Source organism: Mycoplasmopsis citelli, from assembly GCF_900660645.1.
Classification (GTDB): Bacteria; Bacillota_I; Bacilli_A; order Mycoplasmatales; family Metamycoplasmataceae; genus Mycoplasmopsis; species Mycoplasmopsis citelli.
Map to the genome: position 1 here is coordinate 175,592 of NZ_LR215036.1, position 21,826 is coordinate 197,417.

The following is a 21,826-nucleotide window of genomic DNA, read 5'->3' on the forward strand; positions in this document are numbered from 1 at the left end:
TTTATTTTTTACACTCCAAAAGCAGTGGCTTTTGCTTGTTCTTGTTTCGATTCTTTTTTGTTTTCTTCTCTTAAATTTTTTAATGACCTTAAATCCACTTTTGTGTACATCATTGGTTTAGTTTCTAAATCTAAAGTATCATTATCTATTTCGAAAACATTTTCAATAACTGAATTCATTGATAAATCAACTTTTTGGTTTTCAAATTGTCAATTTAAAAGTTTTTTTCTTAAATAATGTTCAGGAACTTTATAAATTTCATTATCCGAATCAACTTGATAATATTTATCTGATTCAATCGGTTTTTGATCTTCATCAAACAAAATATTCTTTTCTAAAAATTTAGAGCCTGAAGATATTTTTGTATCTTCGAAAAAATTTGATGCATTAGCAATATTTCGATACATTCCCAGAAAAGTATTTACAATATCATATACATAATTAATCGAACAATTATTATTAATTATCTTTATTGCCATTTCTCAATTATTTTTTTCAACTTTTTGAGAAACATCTCCAGAAAAAGAATCAAAATCATAATTAAAAATTTCTTGCAATGCATTCGTGTAATTATCTTTAAATTCTGGTTTAAGAAATTCAATGTGTTTGTTTATCTTTTCAAATAAGTTTTTTACATCAAAATTTTCTCTTTCTAAATACTTTAAATTTCTTTCTCCAACTTTATTAATTGTTATCACTTGTTTGCTCCTTTGTGGTTTTCAAAGAAATCTTCTTTAAATTATCAGTAGTTAATAACTGAATTTCTTCTTCAGTAAAATCTTTATTCTTTAAGCGTTCTAAGTCGTTGCATTTATCTTTGCAAACATTTCTATATAATCTTTTTAAATAATCATTCGGATTGTTTAAATCACTAAAAGCTAGGGATGTTTTAATTAAATTTTCCATTTCTGATGGATAATAAATTGGTTCTAGCAAACTAATTATTTTTTTAAATAAAGGAATATTTTTATTGGTAATTTTGAATTTAGTTGCATATAATTTAAAAATAAAATCAGCACTTTTAATTAATTCTTCAGTTGTATATTTGCTAAAATCAATAACAAAATCAAATCTTCTAATTAGAGCTTTTTCAAAATATTTATATAAATTTGTTGTAGCAATTAAAATAATTTTTTCGTTTAAATTATCCAATGCATTTAAAATCGTTGTGGTTGCTCTTCCTATTTCTCTATGATCATCAGAATTAATTCTATCCATTGCTAAAGCATCAATTTCATCAAATAAAATCACTATTTTTTCAGGGTTAGACAAATAATTTATTTGTTCAAATAATTCAGCAATATTTTTTCCAGTTTGACCTAATTTGCTATCAATTAAAATTGTAAAATCAACCATATAAAGATCTCTATTTAAACTTTTTGCAATTTGTTTTGCGCTTTCGGTTTTTCCGGTTCCAGGAGGACCTTGAAACAAGAATTTATTTATTCCCATTTTGCGGTCAATTGCATTGATTATTCCTAAAATATCTAAATTTATTACTTCTGGGATTAATAATTTTTTATTATCAATTTGTACTTTTTTTAGAAAATCAAAGTTTTTTATAATTTCATTATTATTAATTAACATTACTCTTCCTCATATTTTGCTTTTGCTCATCACAAATCATCTTCAATTAATTTAAGTTCTTTACCGTATTATTGCTGTGTTTTTTTAAATCTTTTTTTAAAAAATGCAAAATTATTTCTCTTTGATTATTACCTCATAGTCATTTTACAGGGTATGGTGGTTTATTTTTATACACTTCAAAATAAATTTTGTATTTTGTTTTAAAATCGTCATTATTTTTTAAGTCATAAGCCATATCAATATAAGGACTTTTGAATCCTTTAAGTTTTAAATCATTATTAACAATATCAATTAGATTTTCATAATTAATTAATCTGGTTTCATATTTTTCAAAATATTTTTTGACATATTGATTTTTAAAATTATCTTCTAAAATTTCTAGGATTTGTCTTAAAGTGTTGAAAGAGAAATCCAAATTTAAGGTTTCTATAATTTCTTTAAATAAATGACCTTGATATTCAAGCGAACCAACTTCTGAAAGAGAAAGATTTTTGTGTCAAAAAATCGATGATAAGATATTGATATAATCCTTTTTGTTAAAGTTATTTTCTAACTGAAAGCTTTCAATTTTAAAAATAAGTTTATCAATAGTAATTATTAAAAGATCGTAATAATCATTCTTATTACCATAAAAGTTTTTTATTAAATTTTTAAAGATAAAATTTGCGTAATCTTTAGCTATTTGATATTTATTTAGAAAATTGCATAATTTATCATAAGCTTTTTCTTCTAAACTTGGTTCTATATCCATATTAATCTTTTTTTACATTGCTAAAGTATTTTGATAATCTTTAGTATGTTCTTCTTGGATTTTATTTTCTTTAAGCAATTTTTCTAAAACATAATCAAACACTTCTGATTTAATTTCTTCTTCGGTTTTACTTCTTAGATATTTTGCACCATTATCTTCTCTATCAAATTGATAATAAACATCGTAACAATAATCTTTATCATATAAACCGTCAAAATAATCTTTAAGATACGAAGCATAATGAGTTTCTATCCCATATTCTTTTAAATCAAAAGCAATTTCATCTACAAAACCTTCTGCAGAATAAATGTCATTGTCTGACATATATTCTCTTGCATATTCAGATTCTTTAAATTCACTTGTAGTAATTGCAATTATTTGATCAAGCATATTTTTACTTGTGTCGTAATTTAAAATTTCTAATGCTTTAGCTCTATTGGAAATTGTGCCACCATAATAATTTATTAGATTTTCAAATTTTGAAATATAATCTTCTTTTTCTTTATTATTTAATTGAGATATTTGTTGTTCAATTTTAGTTAAAAAATTCTCAACACTAATATTTGTTTTTATTTCTAAAGCTTGTAAATTTTTATTGTCATTTATTTCAAAAAAATCTGAATAATATAAAAATTCATTTTCATCTTTAATTTGCTTTGAAATTTCTTCACCTAAAAAACTATCAAAAATGTCTTTTGTTTTATAAACATGATGAAAAGCAAGGAATTTTTTAATGTTGTAATCATTTTTGTAATATGTATCATTATAAAGTCAATATATGTCTCTTGCTTGTTCTAAATAATTACTATGAAATGGATATTTTTCAATATCTAATGATGCCTTTTCTTTTCAAATGTTTCCTTTGTAAAAACCTTTATTTTTTAAAAATTTTTGAGCAAATTCAGATTTTTTATATTTTCTATCTCTAATTGCATCAACTTGCAATAATATATCTAACGAACAATTTACATTTAAAATATAAAATGGTTCAAAATAATCAAAACTATAATTTATAACATTTACAAAAGCTTTAGCATATTGCTGTTTTTGTTCTTTTGTCGAAAGATTTGAATATTGAGTATCAATTTTGTTAAGAAAACTTTTTGTGTCAAATCCTCTTTTTTCTAAAGTTTGTAAATTTTGTTTGCCTTGTTCATTAATTTTTTGTATTTGTTGTTGGCTTTTTGTTTTTTGGTATTTGAACTATTTTTGACATGTCCTTAAGGTTTTCAAGTAATACGTCAAAGTTTTTACTTGCTTCATTTACATTTAGTTTTTTAATTTTAATTTTAGGGACTTTGATATTTTTTGTTTGTAATTTCAGAAAATTTAAAATATCAAATTCTAGTTTATGTTGATGAATCATTTCTAAATGTGTAAACTCTTTATTGATTTGATAATAAGCTAATTTATATATATTTTCATATCAAGGTTTCATAGATATGTATTTGCTTTTATTTTGATATTTTTCTAAATCTCTTTGAATTAGTTTATAAATATCAAAACCCCAGAAAATATTATTTTTAATAAAATATTTTTTAGCATACACTGAAGATTTAAAATTTCCTTTCATAAGATTAAAAAGTTCTTCAACAATCTCTGGTGTACAATTAACAAATAAAATTAATAATCTTCACAAAACATTGTTTTCACCACCAAAATTACCATTAATAACACTTGTTATTTTATGGATATAATTTAATTTTTCGTTTCCACTTAAAGATTCAATTTCTGTTTGAATCTTTTTTAAAAAATCATGTTTCGGAAACTCATATAAGGTTGCAAAATGGTTTAAGTTTTCTCTTCCGTTATCACTAAATATTAAGGATGTTCCTTCATTTACAGGCATTTGCTTAACTTTATTTGATTTATTTGACATATTAAATTCCCTTTCTATATCCCAGGAACAGGATTTTTTGCTTTGTGGTGTTTAATTTCTTCTTCAGTTGGTTCATAAAAATCCATATGTAATTGATATCATTCTTGGTTCAATCAATCTTGTTTATATTGAGTAAATTTTTCTTTTGAAAATTTAGTTAAATCTTTATTTACTTTGTAATATTCATTATCATTGCATTTCAAAATCTCTTCTCTGATATTTTTGTATTTGGTTTCTGAACCTTGGGTTTTATAGTCCAAATCAACAATTTTCTTAAAAACACTTCCTTTCATAATTTTGTTCTTACGTATATATTTATCTAAATCTTTATCATTTGACTTTTCAAAGTTTCCAGTATTGACTTTATGTAAAAATTTCAATTCAGAATAAGATGAATCATAATTTAAAATTTCAAAAGAAGTTAGCAATATTTTTTCATTATCAAATTCCATATTGATAAATTTATTCATTTTTTGTCAATATTTTTTATTGTTTTTTTCTTTTTCAATCTCATCCATATTTTTTATAAATTCATCAATGTTAAATCCTTGTTTTTCCAAAGACTTTAAATTATTTAAACCTTGATCATTAAGTCTTAACATTTTTCTCCTTAGTAATTTTTACATTTTAGCTAATTCATTTAATACTTTAGCGTAAACTTCTTTGGCTGGATGTTTTTCAAAGGCTGCATCTTGTCTTTCTACGTTTTCCATAAATACTTCTCAAGTTAACTTTGGTAGTTCTTTTTTATCTTTCATAATTCTCCTTTAAGCTACTTCCATATAAACATTCTATGAATTAGTTTATTATCATTTTGCTACATTTTAATTCCCTGAGCATTATTATTTTCTAATTTTTGCTCTTTAGAATTTTCCTTAACTTCATTTAGTAAATTATCAAGTAGCTCCATTTGGAAATCAAATCAATCTTCTTTATTTAACTCATTTACAGCATCATTTAAGTTGTAATATGTATCATCATCACAATTTAAAATAGCATTAAAAACATATGAATATTTAGTTTCTATTCCGTTTTGTTTTAAATCTCGATCAAGTTCATCCTTAAATTGAAAACCTAGCATAATTGAGTAATCTGACATATATTCATCTTTTTGATTTTTATAATCATCAAAATTTTTATTTCAAATATTTGTGAGTTTTTCAAAGGTTTTTTCGGATGCATCATAACTTAAAATTTCAAATGTTTGAACTTTAAATGATTTGTTGTCTTCAAAATCTAAATTAATAAAATTATTTAATTTATTAATATTATCTTCAGTATATTGAGTGATATTTTTGTTTAATTGATTCATTAAAGCATCAACATTAATGTTTCATTGTTTTAAAAGGTCTAAATTTTGTTTACCTTGTTCATTAATTTTTATCATGTTTGTCTCCTTAGATCTCGTTAAATAATAAATATTTTAATAATGATTCTTTGCTTTGAAGAATTTTTCCATTTTCAGTTAAAAGAGCATGAATTTTGCTTACTCTTTTTATGCTTGTGCTTTCAGCTAATAAATCCATAAAAAACATTAAAACTTCTTTGTAAGTATATGGATAATTCAAAATTACTTTTATTTGCATAACATAAATTGCTCTTTGAGTGGCATTCTTTAAAAAATTAATTTCATTTTCCATGTTCTTTGAAAACTGTTCAATTTTTTCTCATTGATAAAAACTTTTTAAAAAAGCAAAATTTTGTATTCCATTCTTATCAAATAAATCTTTCATATTATTCCTTTGGTTTGTTTAATTAAAGAATTTTATAAAGATGTTCCTAGCATTTCATTATCTTCATCATCACCAAAAATTGAACTGTTTGACTTTGAAGATATTACAGAATTATTTGTTTCTTGCATAAAAGTGTCTTGGTCCATTAATTTTGATACTTTTGCCTGTCTTTTTTTACGATCTTCTTTTGCCGCCTTAGATTCTAAACCCATAATTGATTGAGTGATAATTGAATACATTCCACTTTGATTTTTATCTAAAATAGTTCTTGGCTCTAAAGTTCCTTCAAAATAAACCTGATCTCCAACTTGCAAATTTTTAAAAATATAATTTGCTTTAGCACTAAAAGCTAAACAGTCATAATACATTTTTATTTCTTGTCCTTTATTGACACCATTAACTCCAATTTGAAAAGGTAATATTTCAATTTCGGGATTGTATTTACTTTGAATGAGATTTCCGATTTTTGAAATGCGTCCAATTAAAGTGACTTGTGCTTTCATGTTGTTCCTTTGTATTTTGCGTTATCTTCAGTTGGAGAAAAGAATGAGAGTCCTTTTTTGTAATTTTGAATAATTTTTCAAATCAAATATGGAAGTTTTTTATATTGTTTTTGTTTTGTAAATTTTAAAGTACTTGAATTGTTGCTAATGAAATTTAAATTTGGATTGTAATTTTTTAAAAACTGATAATTATCAATTTTGTTAAATTGATTTGTTTTTATCATTTCTTTAAGTAAAGCGTTTTCTAAATTAGTTTGTAAACTTATAAGCTCTTTGTTTTTGAAATTTTCATTTTCTTGTAATTTTGAAATATCTTCTAATTTTTGATAAAGTGTTTTCATTTCGATTGAGAGTTTTTTATCTTTGCTAATTAACTCATTAACCATTGAAGAAAGTTTTGTTTTTTGTTCAATGCTAAGATCTTTTAACTTTTTAACATTAGTTTTTTTTAACTCATCACTAAATTCATAAAACTTTTGTTCAAACTCAAAAGTCGTTTGCAATGTATTGTGTCGAATACTTTCTTTGTAAATATTTCTGATTTTGTTTTTAATATCTCAAAAATCTTTTTTGTCTTTATAAACTTGTTCTTGTTCTTTTGAACTTGGGAGAGAATTTAAATGATTTAGGAATGCCTGAATGTTTTTAAAATCAAATTTTCCTTTTCCACGATATGATACTTCTCCGTTTTTTGAGTTGATAAACTTTTTCTCTTTTTCAAAAAAGACTAAATGTACATGTGGGTTTTGGGTGTTTGCATGTATACTTGCAAAGAAATTTAAATTTTCAAAAGGAATTTTTTCTTTTTTTAAAATTCAATCCATTTGCTTAGCAACAAATTTGATAATTTCTTCTTGAGAGTATAGTTCATGTTTTTTTAAAATTTCATTGTCAAAACTAATAACACTATCTCAAACATATTGTTTTGGGTTTAATTTATTAAAAGTTTTCTTTGCATCTGTTTTAGAAACTATTTCAAAATCATCTTTAGATTTAATTTGGAACAACCCACTATTTAAATTTTCTTTTGAATCCATCAAGTTATTAAAAGTTTTTACAACGTTAAAATTATTCTGTTGAATTAACTCCTGCATTTGTTCTTTGTTCAGTGAGCTTTTAAAACAAGCATTTTTTCTTGTAATGTAATCGATAATATTGCGTTTGCTTTTACAAGTGTAATAATTTCAATTTAAATTTTGATTATTTTTATCTTTTTGAAAATGTGCATTTGCTTTATTTACAAAACGTGACACCTTAAAAACAAAATTACTCATTTTTAATACCTGTTAAAAATATTTGAAGATTATCAAATAATCATTATTTTAAACAAATATATTTTTTGTTACTTAATTCTTTCAGAAGAACACCCTGTTTAAACTTTTAATCATCAGTTTTTGGACTAATTAAATGAGGTATCTAAAAATTCAAAATATAAAATAGAAAATTTTTACTTTCAAAAAAGTTTCAAAATAAAATTATCACAAATGAGAAAAAATATTTTCTCTTTCTTTCATCGAACACCCTGTGAAACTTTTTTGTTTTTAAAATTAACTAATAAACAAATTCTTTTCTTATTGAAATAAACACTTCTCTTTGCGTTTTGAACTTCTGCTCTTTTCAAACTACTTTTGCAATTATTTTTCAACTATTAAAAAAACATTTGATTAGTTGTGCAAATTTTTCAGATTTAAAAAACAATCTAATAGTGTTAGTTTTAAATCCGCGTAATTTGTAAAAACCATATGATAGTCAAGTTTGATAAGTTTTTGTAATTCTTTTATATCTTCTTCAAACCTGACCTTTAAACTTTCAATCAAACTCATCTCCTTCTCAAATTCTTTTCTGAGTTTTTACTAAAGAATTTTTGTTTGCTAATTTAGTACCCAGTAAAAGAAAATAAAGAAATCTTGGATTAATGTTTCCGATTTGCATTAAAATTTTTTCTTGCTTAATTGAAAAATATTTTAATCCTTTGCAATGCAAGGGTCTTTGAAGATAAATTTTAGAATCTTCAACTTTGATGTAGTTTAATTCGATCAAATCATTTAAAGCTTGATAAAAACTTGATTTAGAAAGTTTTTTAGCTTCATTTTCATTTCAGTCACCGAAAATTAATTTTCTTGCTTCTGAAATATATAAAAATTTCGCTTGAGAGTTTTTATCAAAATATCTGTCAATCAAACAATGCAAAACAAACGCATTTCTCTTGGTATAGATCTTTTCAAAAATTTGATAATCAATTTTGAGTTGATCAGTTTTTAGCAAGTACTCCATTTTTTCTCCTTTGCTTAAAAAATAAAAACACATCGCTAAGGATGTGTTTAGGCTATACCAACCGATTTTTTACAACTATCAAATTTTTTTTGGTAAATTTATGCAAAACAATGGTATAAATTAATAAAATAGATTTTAATTACTTAAAAGATAAAAAGGAGGATAAGATAATGAAAATTTTAAGATTGTAAAAAATTAATATTTCTTTAAAAAGTTAAATTGAAAAGTTTAGAAATTCATAATAAATTAGCCTTTTTAACATAATTATAAAGATGTAAACTATAAGTTAAGAATAAGATAAAACTTAAGAAATAATTGTTCTTTAGTTTTTTATTAAAATTTTTATTTTAAATTTGTCAAAATATATTTAATGTATTTTTATTATTTTGAAATAAAATCATAAAACCGTTTTTAACTTTAAAATTCAATTTTTAATAAAATATAATAATTTACTCAAGAAAGATTTCTATGGAAAAGATCAAAATTTCTTTTTTAATTGGTTTAATTTCTAGTATTTTTTCACTTATTTCATGTGTTTATATACCTGATAATAATCAAAATAATTTAGTTCAATCTTCTTCTCAAACAGAAGAAAATCTAGAAATTTTAAAACAATCAGATGAATATAATGATATTTCGAAAGATTATCCAATTGATCCTGATCAAGAAAGTAAGAGTATTTTAATTTATTGAAAAGAATTACAAAAAATTTTTATTAAAAAATATGATAAAAATTTATTAGATAAAATTGAAAATTCTTTAACTAAAAACGAATCAAGAATTATTGAACAATACAAAAAACAAAAGAGCAAAATTAATCAAAGTGATGAAGAATTTGAAAAATTACCAGATGAATTTAAAAATCAAAAATTATATTATGAAGATATTGTGGGTTTTTTAAAACTTAAAAAACGTTTATTTATTTACAGTGGAACAGAGGAACAAGCAGGAGAAAAATTAAAAAAACTTGAGCAAGAAAATCCTAAATATTTGCTTTTAATTACTATTTTTATGTCAGGAATGCAAGCAGTGATTCAAAATGAAATAAATACAAGTCAATTAATTTTGTTTAAATCAATTATTAATTGAATTAAAAGTATTAATGATTTTTTTAATAATGCAAATAAAAGTATTGATGTTCAACTGAACGAAAACAAAAAATCGCAAAAATTTCATAACTTCAAAGAAGTTTTTAATGAACTTCTAAGGGAAATTTCAAAAATGCTAAGCTTAAATAATTATTTATCTTTAAGAGAACCAGACGCTATTTTTGTTGGACAAAATGATTCTGATTATTACAAAAATTTTTATTTAGATTTATTTAAATGAATTTCACAAGATTTAAATCAACTTTATTACTTTATTTTTAAAGAAACTAATATTCAGTTAGAAGATTTGTGAAAAGAGCAAGGAAATTTAATAAATGAATATATTTTAAATGAACAAAATAATTTAAAATATTCCGAATTTAATTCGGATGACTACGAAAATAAAGCAAAATCATACTTAAATTTTTTAAAATCAATTAAACTAATTAATTTTAAAAACTAACAATATACTAAAGATAAAAATATCTTTAATTAAATATATTTAATAATGTTAAAAAGAAAAATAAAGGAACAAATTATGGATCTAAGATTTTTATTGGCTAGCGGATTTTTAATCTTCTGTGCAATAAGTTCACGGAGTTTAAGAAAATAATATGAACGAGTCATCATTAGTTTTAATTTGAATGATTATATTTGTAATTATTTATTGAATTGCAGTTTTTGTTCAATGATACAAATTGCACAAAAATAAACAAAAATTTAAAACATTAAAAGTATGACGTAAAGTATGCATCGGAATCTTTTTTATTTTAATACACGGTGCATTACTACAAAAATTAATAAATTAATTTAAGGAGAATACATGATACAACAAATAACAAAATATTTTGCAGATAATGATGTGTTTAACGACACTCTTAATGCAATAGGAACCAAAACAACTAGCTACCTTCCAGTAATTTTTCAATGAATTGGAGTTGGTTTAGGAATTTCTATTGTTTTATGAGCAATTATTAGCTTTTTTAGATATAAATGAGCTACAGAAGAGAAAAAACCTGCCGTTATCAAGAGCATTAAACATTCTTTAGTTGCGATTTTAGCAATTTTTGTAATAGCTTCTTTAGCAGGTCTTATTATTGGTGGATCGATAAATGTAGGAAAATCAATCGGAGATAGCATTAAAATAAAACCTTCATAGAATATGGCTTGAATACTTAACGCAATTTTTGCTCCATTACTACTAGCAATTTGGAAAGTTTTTGTCGTTATTCCATTTTCAATTATTGAATTTATGTCCAATATCTTTAATAAAATTGGAATTGAATTAATTATTCGTTTGCTTTTTGGAGATCAAGCTTTTGAAAAGGGAGTTTTTAAGGTTCATTATATTTATGTTGTAATGAGTATTTTAGCTGGAACAGCCTTTTCTTTAGTTATAATAATTTCGCTCATAAAAACATTTTTTGATGCTCAAAAAGGAAACGAAAAAAGAATTGGTATTTATAAGAAAATTATTCCTGCAACTGTTTCAATTGTCGCTTTTCCATCACTTACATTCTTATTATTAATGATGATTTTTAATCTACAATCACTGCTATACATTGTTTTCTTTGGACATGATAAAGGATTTAATTTTGATTTAGGTAAAAGCACTTTTTTATCATTAAAACCAACAGGAATTGAATACAATGATTGAGAAGCGGTTGCAAATAATGGCTATATAGCTTTATGATTACCATATTCAACTAAATTTAATTTTGCAATTACTATGGTTCTTTTGGCAGTAATAGGAATTGCAATTTTATTACAACTTTTATCCCTTTCTATCTCATTGGTATCGCATTTACTATCAACAGTAGCATTTTTCTTTTTACAACCAATTGTAAATGTTTCAAGATTTTATGATGAAGAAAGACTATATGGCAAATGAAAACGAATATATTACAAGAAATTGTCGATAATTCTTTTTTATACTTTTTCTTTAAATATATTTATATTAGTCATTGGATTTTTAAATAATATTGATTTTCAAGTAAATAACTTTTTTGCTTTAGCAGTCATTAAATTAATATTAATTGGAGGTTCCCTTGCAGGAGTGCAGGTTTTAATTGGAGATATTAGCGAACTTTTTGGAGGTCGCGAATCAGTAAAATCTGGTTTTAGAGTAGCTCGTGACATTGCAAATGGAGCTCAGAAAACTGCTTTTGCTGTTGCTGGTGGTGTTGGATTTGCTAAAGGAGCAACTCAAGGAGCTTTTAAATTTTTACAAGCATCCAAAGGAAGTTTAATTGGAGATAATTTAGCTCGTAAAGGTTGAAAGGCAGACATGAAAGCTGGAAAAATTTCAAGTAAAGAATACTGAGATAAGGTTCGAGATCAAAAAGAAGAAATTAAACGCAAAAATTTAAGAAGATCAGATTACGCATCTAGAACTGGTATTGGTGGTTGAGTTGAAGACAAATTTAGATCTACAAGTTCAAGACTTAATCATTTTAAATTAAATCGTGCAGATAAAAATTATAAAAAAGGAAAAATCAATTCTGATACTTTCGATAGCAAAATCTCAAAAGCAATGAAAACAATTGATAAAAGAGATAAAGAAGACAATAAAAGATGAGAATTAAAAAGAAATCCATTAAATTATAAAAAGAGAAACAATCAAAATGGTAAGGAAAAATAATGAAGCTTCAAACGGATAAATTTAAAAAGTATAAAAGCTTAAAACTTTGAAAAAACTTCAATTTCTTTGATTTTGCTCTTTTGATTGTAATTCTTTTTATTGCTGGTTCAATTGCTTATTATTCACCTGTTTCTAATTTACTAAAAATTGCCATTTTTAGTTCGATAGTTATCCTTAATGCTCCATTGTTTATAGAAATTCCAGGTAAAAATGCTCGCGGATATGTTGTTTTAGCTTGAATTTTTATTCATTTAATTAGAGTTAAAAAATTCAAAAAGAAAACCAAAAATGATTTAGCACACAAAACTTAAATACTTTATATAAAATTGAAAATAACATATTTCAAATTAGTTATTTAAATGGATTGCTAAATTTAAAAAATAAATCAAATGCAATGGTTTTAGAGGTATTCGGAAAGGATATTACTGTCAGCAAAATTGAAGAGCAAGAATTATATTTGCAAAAACTTACTGATGCTTTTACTGCAATTGACAATAAAATATTTATTATAAAAATTCCTAAATTTGCACCAATTAAGAAAAATCAAAAAAATTTAGAAAAAATTACAAATAATAAATATTTTGAGCAATTAAAAATTAATTGAGAAAATGATTTAAAAATAGTTGATAATTATCAAAAAATTGATAAATATTACATTGTAATTTTAAATGCCGATAAAGATAAACTAAAGCAAGAGCTTTATTCGATTCAATTTAATTTACATCAATCTGAAATCGAAAGCGAAATTTTAAGCAAAAGAAAACTAATTAATTTTTTAAATGATTTGTATTTATTTGGAAATGATTTGAGCAATGAAGACATAGAAGAAATCTTGGAAACAGGAGATTTATCAAAATTTTTTGCTTATGAAAATATCGATTTTAAAGAAAAACATTTTTTAACTAATGGAATATATAATTCAGTTCAAAGTATTGCATCTTTTCCTTTAAAATTATCTCAAAATTGAATTAAGGAAACTTTTAATAGCGATTCAACGATTGTATGAAGCTTAACTCCTTTAGACGAAAAGAAAAAGGATAAGATTTTAAATGCTGTTGAAACTAATATGGCAGTTAATGCAGAAGGTATTTTTAACAAAATGTTAAAAAGAAGACAACAAAATAACCAAGAAGCTTTAGAAAATGTTTCTGAAGCAGTTGCTTCTAATAGTGAACAACTTTTTGAAAGTTCATTAATGTTATGAAATCGTGCTTTTGATTTAGAAACTTTAAAAGCACAAGAAAAGGAAAATGAAATTAACATTAAAAAATGAAAAGGTGTTGTAAATAATTTAAGATATCGACAAATTGAAGCTTATTCTGCACTGCTTCTAAAAGACACTGATATATTACAAGAATACACTGAGCAACTTAGTGGAAACATTGGATATGGTTGAGTATTTTCAAATCAGTATTTAAATGATTCGAACTTTTCATTGCTAGGTTTTTCAATTTTTAATAAAAATACTCCAGTGTTTTTCGATCCGTCAATTAAGTCTGCAAAAAGAATTAACCAAAATATGTTTGTTCTTGGAACTAGTGGAAGTGGAAAAAGTACATTTTGTAAGAAATTACTTGCTCCACGGGTTGCAATTAATGATAAAGTTATCATTTTAGATCCTCAAGGAGAATACAAGAAAACAATGAATGCTTTGGGTGGAAAAACCATTAAATTAGGGGTTGCAGAAGATTTACGTTTTAATCCACTGCAAATTATTAAGTTATTTAATCCAAAGCAAGATCCTTCGTATTACACCAATGTAGATATACAATTACAAAATGAAGAAGTTTTAACGTTAAATGAAGACTTCATTAGAGAGTGATTTAGTTTGCTATATCCACACTTTGAAGCACTTGATATTCAAATCATTGTTTCATCTCTTAAAAAAGTCTGAGAAAAATTTGGGTTTTTTAATTCTCAAAGCGACATTACTAAATGAGATAATAATCAATATCCGCTTATGAGCGATTTAATTAATGAACTTAAAAAAGTTAATAAAAATGATTTATTTTTTCAAAATACAATCAGAATTCTTAAGACCTTAGAGTTAGATTTTCAAGCAAATGGACGCTTCAATAAGCTTTATAATCAATATACTAACATTGATTTAAATGATAATTTAATTGTCTTTGATACTTCCGCACTAATGAATCAAAAAATCGAAGTAAAAAACAGTTCATTTTACTTGATTATTTCGTTTATAAAGGGTCTGATTTCTGAAACATATAAAAAGGATTATCGGATTTGATTATTAATTGATGAAGCTCATAAATTTATTGATGAAAACTCCATTTCTACTTTAGATTTTATCTATCAAGTAGTTAAAGAAGGTCGCAAATATAATTGTGGAACTATTATCACAACACAAAATCCACAAGATTTTACTAAAACTGAAGCTATTAAAGCTAAAGGTCAAGCAATTTTAGAAAATTGTCAATATTCAGTATTTTTAAAACTTACTCCAACTTCAGTTGAATCGGTTAATGATCTTTTTGAAGCTAGTGGTGGACTTAGTGAAACGGAAAAAAGTTTTCTTGTACACGCTTCCGTTGGACAAGGGATTATTTCACTTAATTCAAGTTCACGAATTGCAATCGATACTTATTATAATGATGTTGAAAAAGAATTATTTTTTGAAAGTGGCGATTTAAGAAAATATGAGTAATGTTTAACAAGAAAAAGATAACTTAAAAAATCAATAATAAATTGACAATATAGCTATAAAAACAAGAAAGCAAGTGTTATCAAAATCGTTTTACTGGATATTTGCAAAAAAATAAATAAACAATTAACTTTATATAATAAATTACTTACTTTTATCAAAGCAAAAAAATGCTTGAAATATTTTTGACTGATGTGAAAAATTAGATAAAAGTAAAGAAAATCAATTAAATAAACATATAACCAAAGTTTATTCAATTATGCAGTATAGATCACAAAATAATTTAGATTTGAAAGGAATGTATCAAAATGAAAAAAAATAAATTATTACCATTAATAATACCCCCCATTACTGTTTTTTCTATTATTGGAGTATCAGTAGATTTAAATGACAATAAAGAGGTTTATGAAACAACTTTAGATAAAGTAATAGAAGATCACAAAAAAATCAAAATCACTCCAGAAAAAATAACAACTTCTATATCTTTATTATCAAATAAAATACAATGATCACCAAACGTTTACAGTATATTTGCAGGCTCTAAATTTAATTTTAACGATAATTCGATCAATAAAATAGAAACACTAAATACAAAATTTAAAACTACCTTTAGTAAAAATGGCGGTGATTTTGAGGGGACTCCATTTAGTTTTTTGGGTTCTGGAACAACATGAGGAGGTATAGCTTATCAAGCAGAATCGAAAATAAATCATAAAAATTTTAACGAAATAAATTTTAATGTAAATAGTATGGATGGATATGAATTTTTAGAAAAATTAGATAATTCTACTTTTGAATTTGTAATTGGATATTACGATAGAGACGGAAAAACTCATAGTGAAAAAACTATTCCAATAAATATGTCAATAAATAAACCATATTTAAAAACTCAAATTAATAATCTTAATAATTATTTATTAAAAGACAAAGAAAACAATTCTAATGCAGTTGTAAAATCTTTTAAGATTTCTTATGATTTAGATGTAAATCAAACAGAAACTCATTGGACAAAATTTTTAGGAAATGTTAATAATCCTAATATAAATCTAGCTGCAACAATTAGTAATATTCGAGCAAACATAGAAATAAATTTAGAGATAAACAAACAATATAAAGAAAACAATTTTATTAAGCATATCCTAGAACTTAAAAAAGATTTTGAGAACTCTAATTTAAAAAGAAAAAATACAATTGAAATATCCACTGATGTTGGATCTAATTGAGGAATTACAAACTACAAAATTGCTTCTGATGATAAATCAAATAAAGAATATTTAGAACAAGAGCTAAATAATGATTCTTTTTATAAAAAATATAGTAATTCAGAATTAAATAAATTAGGTAAATTAGATTATAAAGTGATTAATAATGGTCAAAATTTACAATTTTATTATAGTATTTTTAATCCAGAAAGTAATCAAAAGGAAAATATTATAATTAAAAACCTTCCGATTATTTATAATCCAACTCAAAAATTTTATAATAAAAATTTATCCAGTCGTTTAAGAATAATTCCGGGGAAATTTTTAGATTTAACTCGCCCTTTTTCTTATAAATTAATTAATGACGTTCCAACTAGAGATCTACAAGACACAAAACCAATTAATGAACAATGAGGTGGAAGATGATTTTATCATACTGATGCTTCAGTAAATTTTAATACTACTTTAAGAGAAGACGAAGCATTAATTATTAATGGGAATAAAATTGATGTTTTGGATCAAAATTTTCATTATGATTTAAAAGATTTAAGAAAATCTTCAAGTAAAAATGAAGATAAGGAACAAAAAGATAAATTATCAAATGTATATAAAATTGCAATTGTTAAATATGATAAAGCTAACGTAAATCAAAGCAATAGAAGAGAGCTTTATAGATATGAAACTGAACTAGTAATTAATTCTCTTGGTAGTGATTTGCAAGGAAAATGATACGGATGAGATCCAGAGAATAATCCGCATCAAAGAGAATTGATTGAACCATATTTAAAAAACGAAACTGGAGAATATATTTTAAATTCTCGCAAAGAAAAAATCCCTAATCCCAAGTATGATCCGCTGATTAATCCCAAAACAGGAACTAAGGAAGAAATTTTGTGAGTTGATTATACAGGATATGATAAATTACCTGAAAATACAAGATTCTTGCAAGATCCAAGAAATTATAATGGTGAATTATTAGAATATGATGTTAGAGATGGAAGATTATTAGATAAATATGGAAATTTTAAAAGAGATGTTAGGTATGGATTTATCGCTAGCGGATCAGTAGTTGGAAAAGGGGTAAATTTATCTTCTAATACCAATAACATTGAATTAGCACAACGTTTTAAAGTAAATCAACAAAATGGAGGAAATACTTTCTCTGTTATAAACAAATCAGAAGTAGATATTACAAATAATGATAATGATTATTTTAGTAATAGTGGTCTTTGATTATACACTCTAAGAGATAAAGAAAACATCGATATTTATAAAATGTTTTATATCGGAAATATATCTCCGCAAGAACAATTTACACAAGTATACAAAAATACTCAGATAAAACCTTTTTGAAGTACTTATCATGGAAAACATTTACAAGAGTATTTAATTAATAACAAATTAGTAACAGAAAGTGACATTAAAAAACTTCCTTATGATCAAGTTATTAATTTTTGAAAAAGATATGTTTCATCAACTTATAAAATATCTTCAGGAGATGAATTTAATGACGGAAACAAGGATAGAGACAATGGAATAAGTTTTATTGATAAAACCGGGAATTTGAATACGAGATTAAGGGATTTTTCGACAATTTTACCTATAGAAACTGATAAATTAAAAGATTTTGCTAAAATTCACACTGCAAAAGAATTTGATGCACTTTCTGAAGAAGAGTTAAAAGAGTTATTAATAGATGATAACAAAGTAGAAAAAGATAAATTTAATGAAGTTATTGATTTTAAAGTCGTTAGAGATAAAAATGAAATAAAAACATTTTTAAGTGCAAAGGATTTGAAAAATTATCCTGGATTAAAGTTTAGTGAACCTGTTCAAATAACACCTGTTAAATGAAAAGAGGATGTCGAATTTGAATCTAAAACTCAAAAAACCCCAATTACTCCATCTCTTTCAAAGGAATATTTAGATTCGTTGTTTGAAAATGCTACATCATATAAAGATATTTTAGATGATATTGAGGATAATTTATTACTTAATTTTGATAATAAAGATAAAGTTAAATATATTATCGAAAAAACATTAGATAATAAACTTAGATTTATTTTTAGTGTTAAAGAAGAATTTTATAAAGATTATTATATTCCACGAGATCAAGCAATTTTATATTACGAGAATGAAAAAATTAATCCAAACTATCAAAGTCCTTATATTAATCCATTTGCTAATTTTAATTTAAAAGAAATCAATTTAAATGGAATTACTAACGCAAAGGACGCCAAAAACTTTATTACTGATGCAATTTTAAAAGCAATGAATAATCATTTTAAATTAAAAGATGATTATGTAATTAATAATTTAGATAGTATAAGTGATAATATAATAAAGTCTCTTTCAACACCTAATCAACCACTGGAATTTGAATTAAATCTAAGTGCCAATACTGATAAATCAAATAAATTACTTGGATTTAAAACCATTAAAGTTTCTAATGTGGTTGCCAATAATTTCATTCCTCATGAAGAAAATTTAAGCAATTACAATATCTCCGATAAAAAGTTTTATAACATTAACACAATTGATGATATGTATAAAAATTTAATTGATGAAATTAATAGCGATTTACAAAGTTATGGAATAAATTTTAAAGATTATTTAACTTTTGAAAATCCACAAGACATTGCAAAATTAATTATTCCAAAGAAAATTAATAAAATCGAAATTAAAATAGTTCCTTTAAATAAGATTTTAAGCGGATCTAAAACTATTGAAGTTATCAATGATAATACTAGCGTAAATTCATCCCCTGATGTAGATGAAAATGGAAAACCAATTATTAAAGAAATTGATTATCAAAAACTTGCAGAAGAAAAATTAAAGCAAGATCAAGATTTTATTAATAGTCGAAATTTTCCTGAAGAAGCAGAAGATTTTAAAAATAATCAAGTCAAAAATGAATGAGAAATCGGATACGTCAAACCAAAAGGCGTTGAAGAGATTTTTAAAAATCTTCCAGCGATAAATGGAACAGCTCAAATTGGAGTAAATAAACCTAAAGAACAAGGGTTTGTTGAAAAAAATAAAAGTTGATTTATTCCTTTAATGATCATATCAGGACTGGGAGTATTATTGCTTTTAGTAATAATTTATTATAGATACTTTCGTCCTCCGATTAGATAAAATTTTAAAAGCAACATTTTTAAAAATGTTGCTTTTTTTACTGATATGAACCCCGAAAGTTAGACAAAAAATGATTGAAAGAACTTAGTTCTATATTCACCAAGGGTAAGTACTTTTAATCTAACTTTAATTCTTTTGTTATTGTAGTAATCAATGTAATTGATAATAGCTTTTTCTAATTGTTTAAGTGATTTAAAAGTGTGTTCTCTTCTATAAAACATTTTTGATTTTAAAATTGCAAAAAATGATTTTACCATACCTTTATCGGTGCTACTTTTCTTTTTGTAACATTGAAGCTTCCAGTTCTTTAGATTTTAAAAATTGTGATAACTGTTATGTTGATATTGTAAACCTTTATTACTGTGAAGATTTTTTTCTTATTTTTTCTATTGGTAATCTTTTCAAGTCTTTTTATAAAACTCAAATATTTAATTTATTTAAGTTTTATATTTTTAATATCATCTAAAGATTTTTTATCAAATATTTGTTTCATTTTAAAAAATGCATTTTTTTATGCGTTTTTTTGTTACTTTTTAGACTTTGTTTATGAACCCGTTATACTCAACATATACATAAACAAACTAAAGGAGAAACTTATGACCTTAAATAATATCGAAAAAATACTTAATGAATCTTTATACAATCAAGAAAATGATTCTATGGATTTAATAACCAAAATACTTAAAAAACAATTAGAGCAAGAAAAAGAATGTATTAAAAATTTTAAGATTCTAATTAATTGTTCTAGTGAAAAACCAAATGAAATTGAGCAAACATATAGCGATTTACAATTAAATCCTACATTAAAAACTTTGTCTAAATCAGTTTATATTTTAAGCAATAATAATTTAAAAAATATAAAAACTAATAAATTAGAATTAGTAAGATTAAAATATGAATGAAATTTTGAAAACAATATCAAAAATAATTCTAAAAAGGATTCATCAGAAAAATTAGTTAAAAATAATAATTCTGATGATTTAGTTAATAAAATTGCTTTTGAGTTAAAACGAAAAAGTAATTATAAAATATTAAACCAAAATATAGATTTACAAAAAAATAAATCTATTGAAAAAAATCAATACATTATTATAATTTTTGGACTTATTTTTGTATTTTTTCTAATCATTGTTTTTGTTTTAGTTAAATTATTAAGAGTAGGGAATATTCTAATGCTTTTAGAAAAATTTATATTAAATGTGTTGAAAAAAGTTGCTAATTTAATTATTAATGATCCTCTTATAAAATCAAAAATCGTTATTTTTATAAAGAAATTTTTGATTAAAAAATGACATAGAATTAAGAAAAATCAAAAATTAACTAAAATTTTGAATTTTATGGATTCTTTTATATCTGAAAAATAATAATTTAATATATCAAGGAATTAAAACGCACCCTAAAGTCAGACAAAAAACTAACTTAAAAAATACTTTAAATTTATATATGTATTTTAAATATCTTGCAAAAATTTAAGCAAGATATTTTTATCTTCTAAAGAACTAGCTAATTTAAAAATTATTTCAGCTGAAGAATTTTGATTTAAAACTTTAATTATTTTTAAGTTAAAATTCTCATCTTTAATAAACTCTGAATTTATAATATCTTCAAAATTCTTTATAAAAATCATTTGTTCACCTATATCTAAACCAGATACTTGCTCTAAAAAGTTTTTAGAGCTTATTAAAATATCAAAATCATATTTTTCCTTTAAAAATTTTAAATTATTAGCAAGTGTTTGACTTTCTTCTCACCAATTATCTCCATTTAAAAAGAGTAAAACCTTTTTAAGAGTATTTAATATTTCTATAGCTAAATCATCTTTTAAAACTCATTGGAAATTATTATTTTTAAGCTGATAATACCGAGTAAAGTGTAAATTTTGAACTTGAAAACTAAGTAAAAACAAATCGCTTTTAATTTTGTTTTTTGTTAAATTCCCATTTAAATATTCTAATCAGTTTTTTCCACTATCAACCTTAATTAAATTTAAATAATCTTGAATAAATCAAAAATCTTGATCATACTCAAGTTGATTTTCTAGTAATCTTTCAACAACCCTAAGAAAGTATAAATCTGGATTTAAAATTAATATTTGTATAGCTAAATGAAGTTTTATAGCTCTTTTTGGTGCTTCATTTTGTTTAGTAAATAAATAATTATTCGAACTTAAAATTTTATCTAAAAGTTCAATATAGATTTGTTTATGTGTTTGATCCAAAACCCTTATATATTCATTAATTGTGTTTAAAAATTGATTAATTTTAAAATTAAAATGCTTATTCAAATAATCAAAAGTTTCTTTATTATTTTGATTTTCTGTATACATACTTTTCTCCTTTATTACCTTTTTAAAAAAATATAATGAACA

General features: G+C 23.6%; 20 protein-coding genes and 1 pseudogene. 7 read left to right on the forward strand and 14 right to left on the reverse strand.

What is annotated here, in order from left to right; translation table 4 throughout:
* Positions 1 to 8 precede the first annotated feature (8 nt).
* The 12 genes from EXC58_RS00585 to EXC58_RS00635 form a co-directional block, all read right to left on the reverse strand.
* Positions 9 to 698, reverse strand: coding sequence for a hypothetical protein (locus tag EXC58_RS00585; RefSeq protein ID WP_129725129.1), 690 nt, complete (start codon positions 696 to 698; stop codon positions 9 to 11).
* A complete protein-coding gene (locus EXC58_RS00590) occupies positions 685 to 1,617 on the reverse strand; it encodes an ATP-binding protein (protein WP_129725130.1) in 933 nt (310 codons plus the stop codon). The genes EXC58_RS00585 and EXC58_RS00590 overlap by 14 nt, the downstream gene beginning before the upstream one ends.
* 16 nt (positions 1,618 to 1,633) lie before the next feature.
* A complete protein-coding gene (locus EXC58_RS00595; protein WP_129725131.1) occupies positions 1,634 to 2,338 on the reverse strand; it encodes a hypothetical protein in 705 nt (234 codons plus the stop codon).
* Between the two features lie 12 nt (positions 2,339 to 2,350).
* Entirely contained in the window at positions 2,351 to 3,283 is a 933-nt protein-coding gene (locus EXC58_RS00600) for a hypothetical protein (protein ID WP_129725132.1), read from the reverse strand.
* Between the two features lie 211 nt (positions 3,284 to 3,494).
* Entirely contained in the window at positions 3,495 to 4,217 is a 723-nt protein-coding gene (locus EXC58_RS00605; protein ID WP_129725133.1) for a hypothetical protein, read from the reverse strand.
* A gap of 14 nt (positions 4,218 to 4,231) precedes the next feature.
* Positions 4,232 to 4,819: a hypothetical protein gene (locus tag EXC58_RS00610; protein ID WP_129725134.1), complete on the reverse strand. Its 588-nt coding sequence runs from the start codon at positions 4,817 to 4,819 to the stop codon at positions 4,232 to 4,234.
* 18 nt (positions 4,820 to 4,837) lie between these two features.
* Positions 4,838 to 4,975: a hypothetical protein gene (locus tag EXC58_RS04665; RefSeq protein ID WP_165177504.1), complete on the reverse strand. Its 138-nt coding sequence runs from the start codon at positions 4,973 to 4,975 to the stop codon at positions 4,838 to 4,840.
* A 59-nt stretch (positions 4,976 to 5,034) separates the two neighbouring features.
* Complete coding sequence (locus EXC58_RS00615; protein WP_129725135.1) at positions 5,035 to 5,604, reverse strand: hypothetical protein; 570 nt, start codon at positions 5,602 to 5,604, stop codon at positions 5,035 to 5,037.
* Between the two features lie 10 nt (positions 5,605 to 5,614).
* The gene (locus tag EXC58_RS00620; protein WP_129725136.1) at positions 5,615 to 5,950 is read right to left on the reverse strand and encodes a hypothetical protein; all 336 of its coding nucleotides are present in this window, start codon (positions 5,948 to 5,950) and stop codon (positions 5,615 to 5,617) included.
* Positions 5,951 to 5,982: 32 nt separating this feature from the next.
* Positions 5,983 to 6,453 (reverse strand): single-stranded DNA-binding protein, encoded by a 471-nt coding sequence (locus EXC58_RS00625; RefSeq protein WP_129725137.1) that lies wholly within the window; start codon positions 6,451 to 6,453, stop codon positions 5,983 to 5,985.
* A complete protein-coding gene (gene mobL / locus EXC58_RS00630) occupies positions 6,432 to 7,727 on the reverse strand; it encodes a relaxase MobL (RefSeq protein ID WP_129725138.1) in 1,296 nt (431 codons plus the stop codon). The genes EXC58_RS00625 and mobL overlap by 22 nt, the downstream gene beginning before the upstream one ends.
* Positions 7,728 to 8,004: 277 nt before the next feature.
* Positions 8,005 to 8,727: a hypothetical protein gene (locus EXC58_RS00635; protein ID WP_129725139.1), complete on the reverse strand. Its 723-nt coding sequence runs from the start codon at positions 8,725 to 8,727 to the stop codon at positions 8,005 to 8,007.
* 468 nt (positions 8,728 to 9,195) lie between these two features.
* Between EXC58_RS00635 and EXC58_RS00640 the strand changes: the two genes are divergently transcribed.
* From EXC58_RS00640 to EXC58_RS00665, 6 genes are all read left to right on the forward strand, one after another.
* A complete protein-coding gene (locus EXC58_RS00640) occupies positions 9,196 to 10,278 on the forward strand; it encodes a hypothetical protein (protein ID WP_129725140.1) in 1,083 nt (360 codons plus the stop codon).
* A 360-nt stretch (positions 10,279 to 10,638) separates the two neighbouring features.
* Entirely contained in the window at positions 10,639 to 10,974 is a 336-nt protein-coding gene (locus EXC58_RS00645) for a hypothetical protein (RefSeq protein ID WP_129725141.1), read from the forward strand.
* 3 nt (positions 10,975 to 10,977) lie between these two features.
* Positions 10,978 to 12,456, forward strand: a complete 1,479-nt coding sequence (locus tag EXC58_RS00650) for an Mbov_0396 family ICE element transmembrane protein (protein ID WP_129725142.1) — start codon at positions 10,978 to 10,980, stop codon at positions 12,454 to 12,456.
* Entirely contained in the window at positions 12,456 to 12,767 is a 312-nt protein-coding gene (locus EXC58_RS00655) for a hypothetical protein (RefSeq protein WP_129725143.1), read from the forward strand. The genes EXC58_RS00650 and EXC58_RS00655 overlap by 1 nt, the downstream gene beginning before the upstream one ends.
* Positions 12,768 to 12,820: 53 nt before the next feature.
* On the forward strand, positions 12,821 to 15,121 hold the full coding sequence (locus EXC58_RS00660; RefSeq protein ID WP_129725144.1) for an Mbov_0397 family ICE element conjugal transfer ATPase: 2,301 nt from the start codon (positions 12,821 to 12,823) through the stop codon (positions 15,119 to 15,121).
* A 305-nt stretch (positions 15,122 to 15,426) separates the two neighbouring features.
* A complete protein-coding gene (locus EXC58_RS00665; RefSeq protein ID WP_129725145.1) occupies positions 15,427 to 19,458 on the forward strand; it encodes an Mbov_0399 family ICE element protein in 4,032 nt (1,343 codons plus the stop codon).
* Between the two features lie 59 nt (positions 19,459 to 19,517).
* Here the strand turns inward: EXC58_RS00665 and EXC58_RS04795 are convergent.
* Positions 19,518 to 19,826 (reverse strand): annotated as a pseudogene (locus EXC58_RS04795) (IS3 family transposase); the annotation flags it as partial.
* Between the two features lie 228 nt (positions 19,827 to 20,054).
* Between EXC58_RS04795 and EXC58_RS00675 the strand changes: the two are divergent.
* The gene (locus EXC58_RS00675; protein ID WP_129725147.1) at positions 20,055 to 20,822 is read left to right on the forward strand and encodes a hypothetical protein; all 768 of its coding nucleotides are present in this window, start codon (positions 20,055 to 20,057) and stop codon (positions 20,820 to 20,822) included.
* Positions 20,823 to 20,908: 86 nt separating this feature from the next.
* Here EXC58_RS00675 and EXC58_RS00680 read toward each other — a convergent pair whose 3' ends face one another.
* Positions 20,909 to 21,784, reverse strand: a complete 876-nt coding sequence (locus tag EXC58_RS00680) for a hypothetical protein (RefSeq protein ID WP_129725148.1) — start codon at positions 21,782 to 21,784, stop codon at positions 20,909 to 20,911.
* Positions 21,785 to 21,826: the final 42 nt, after the last annotated feature.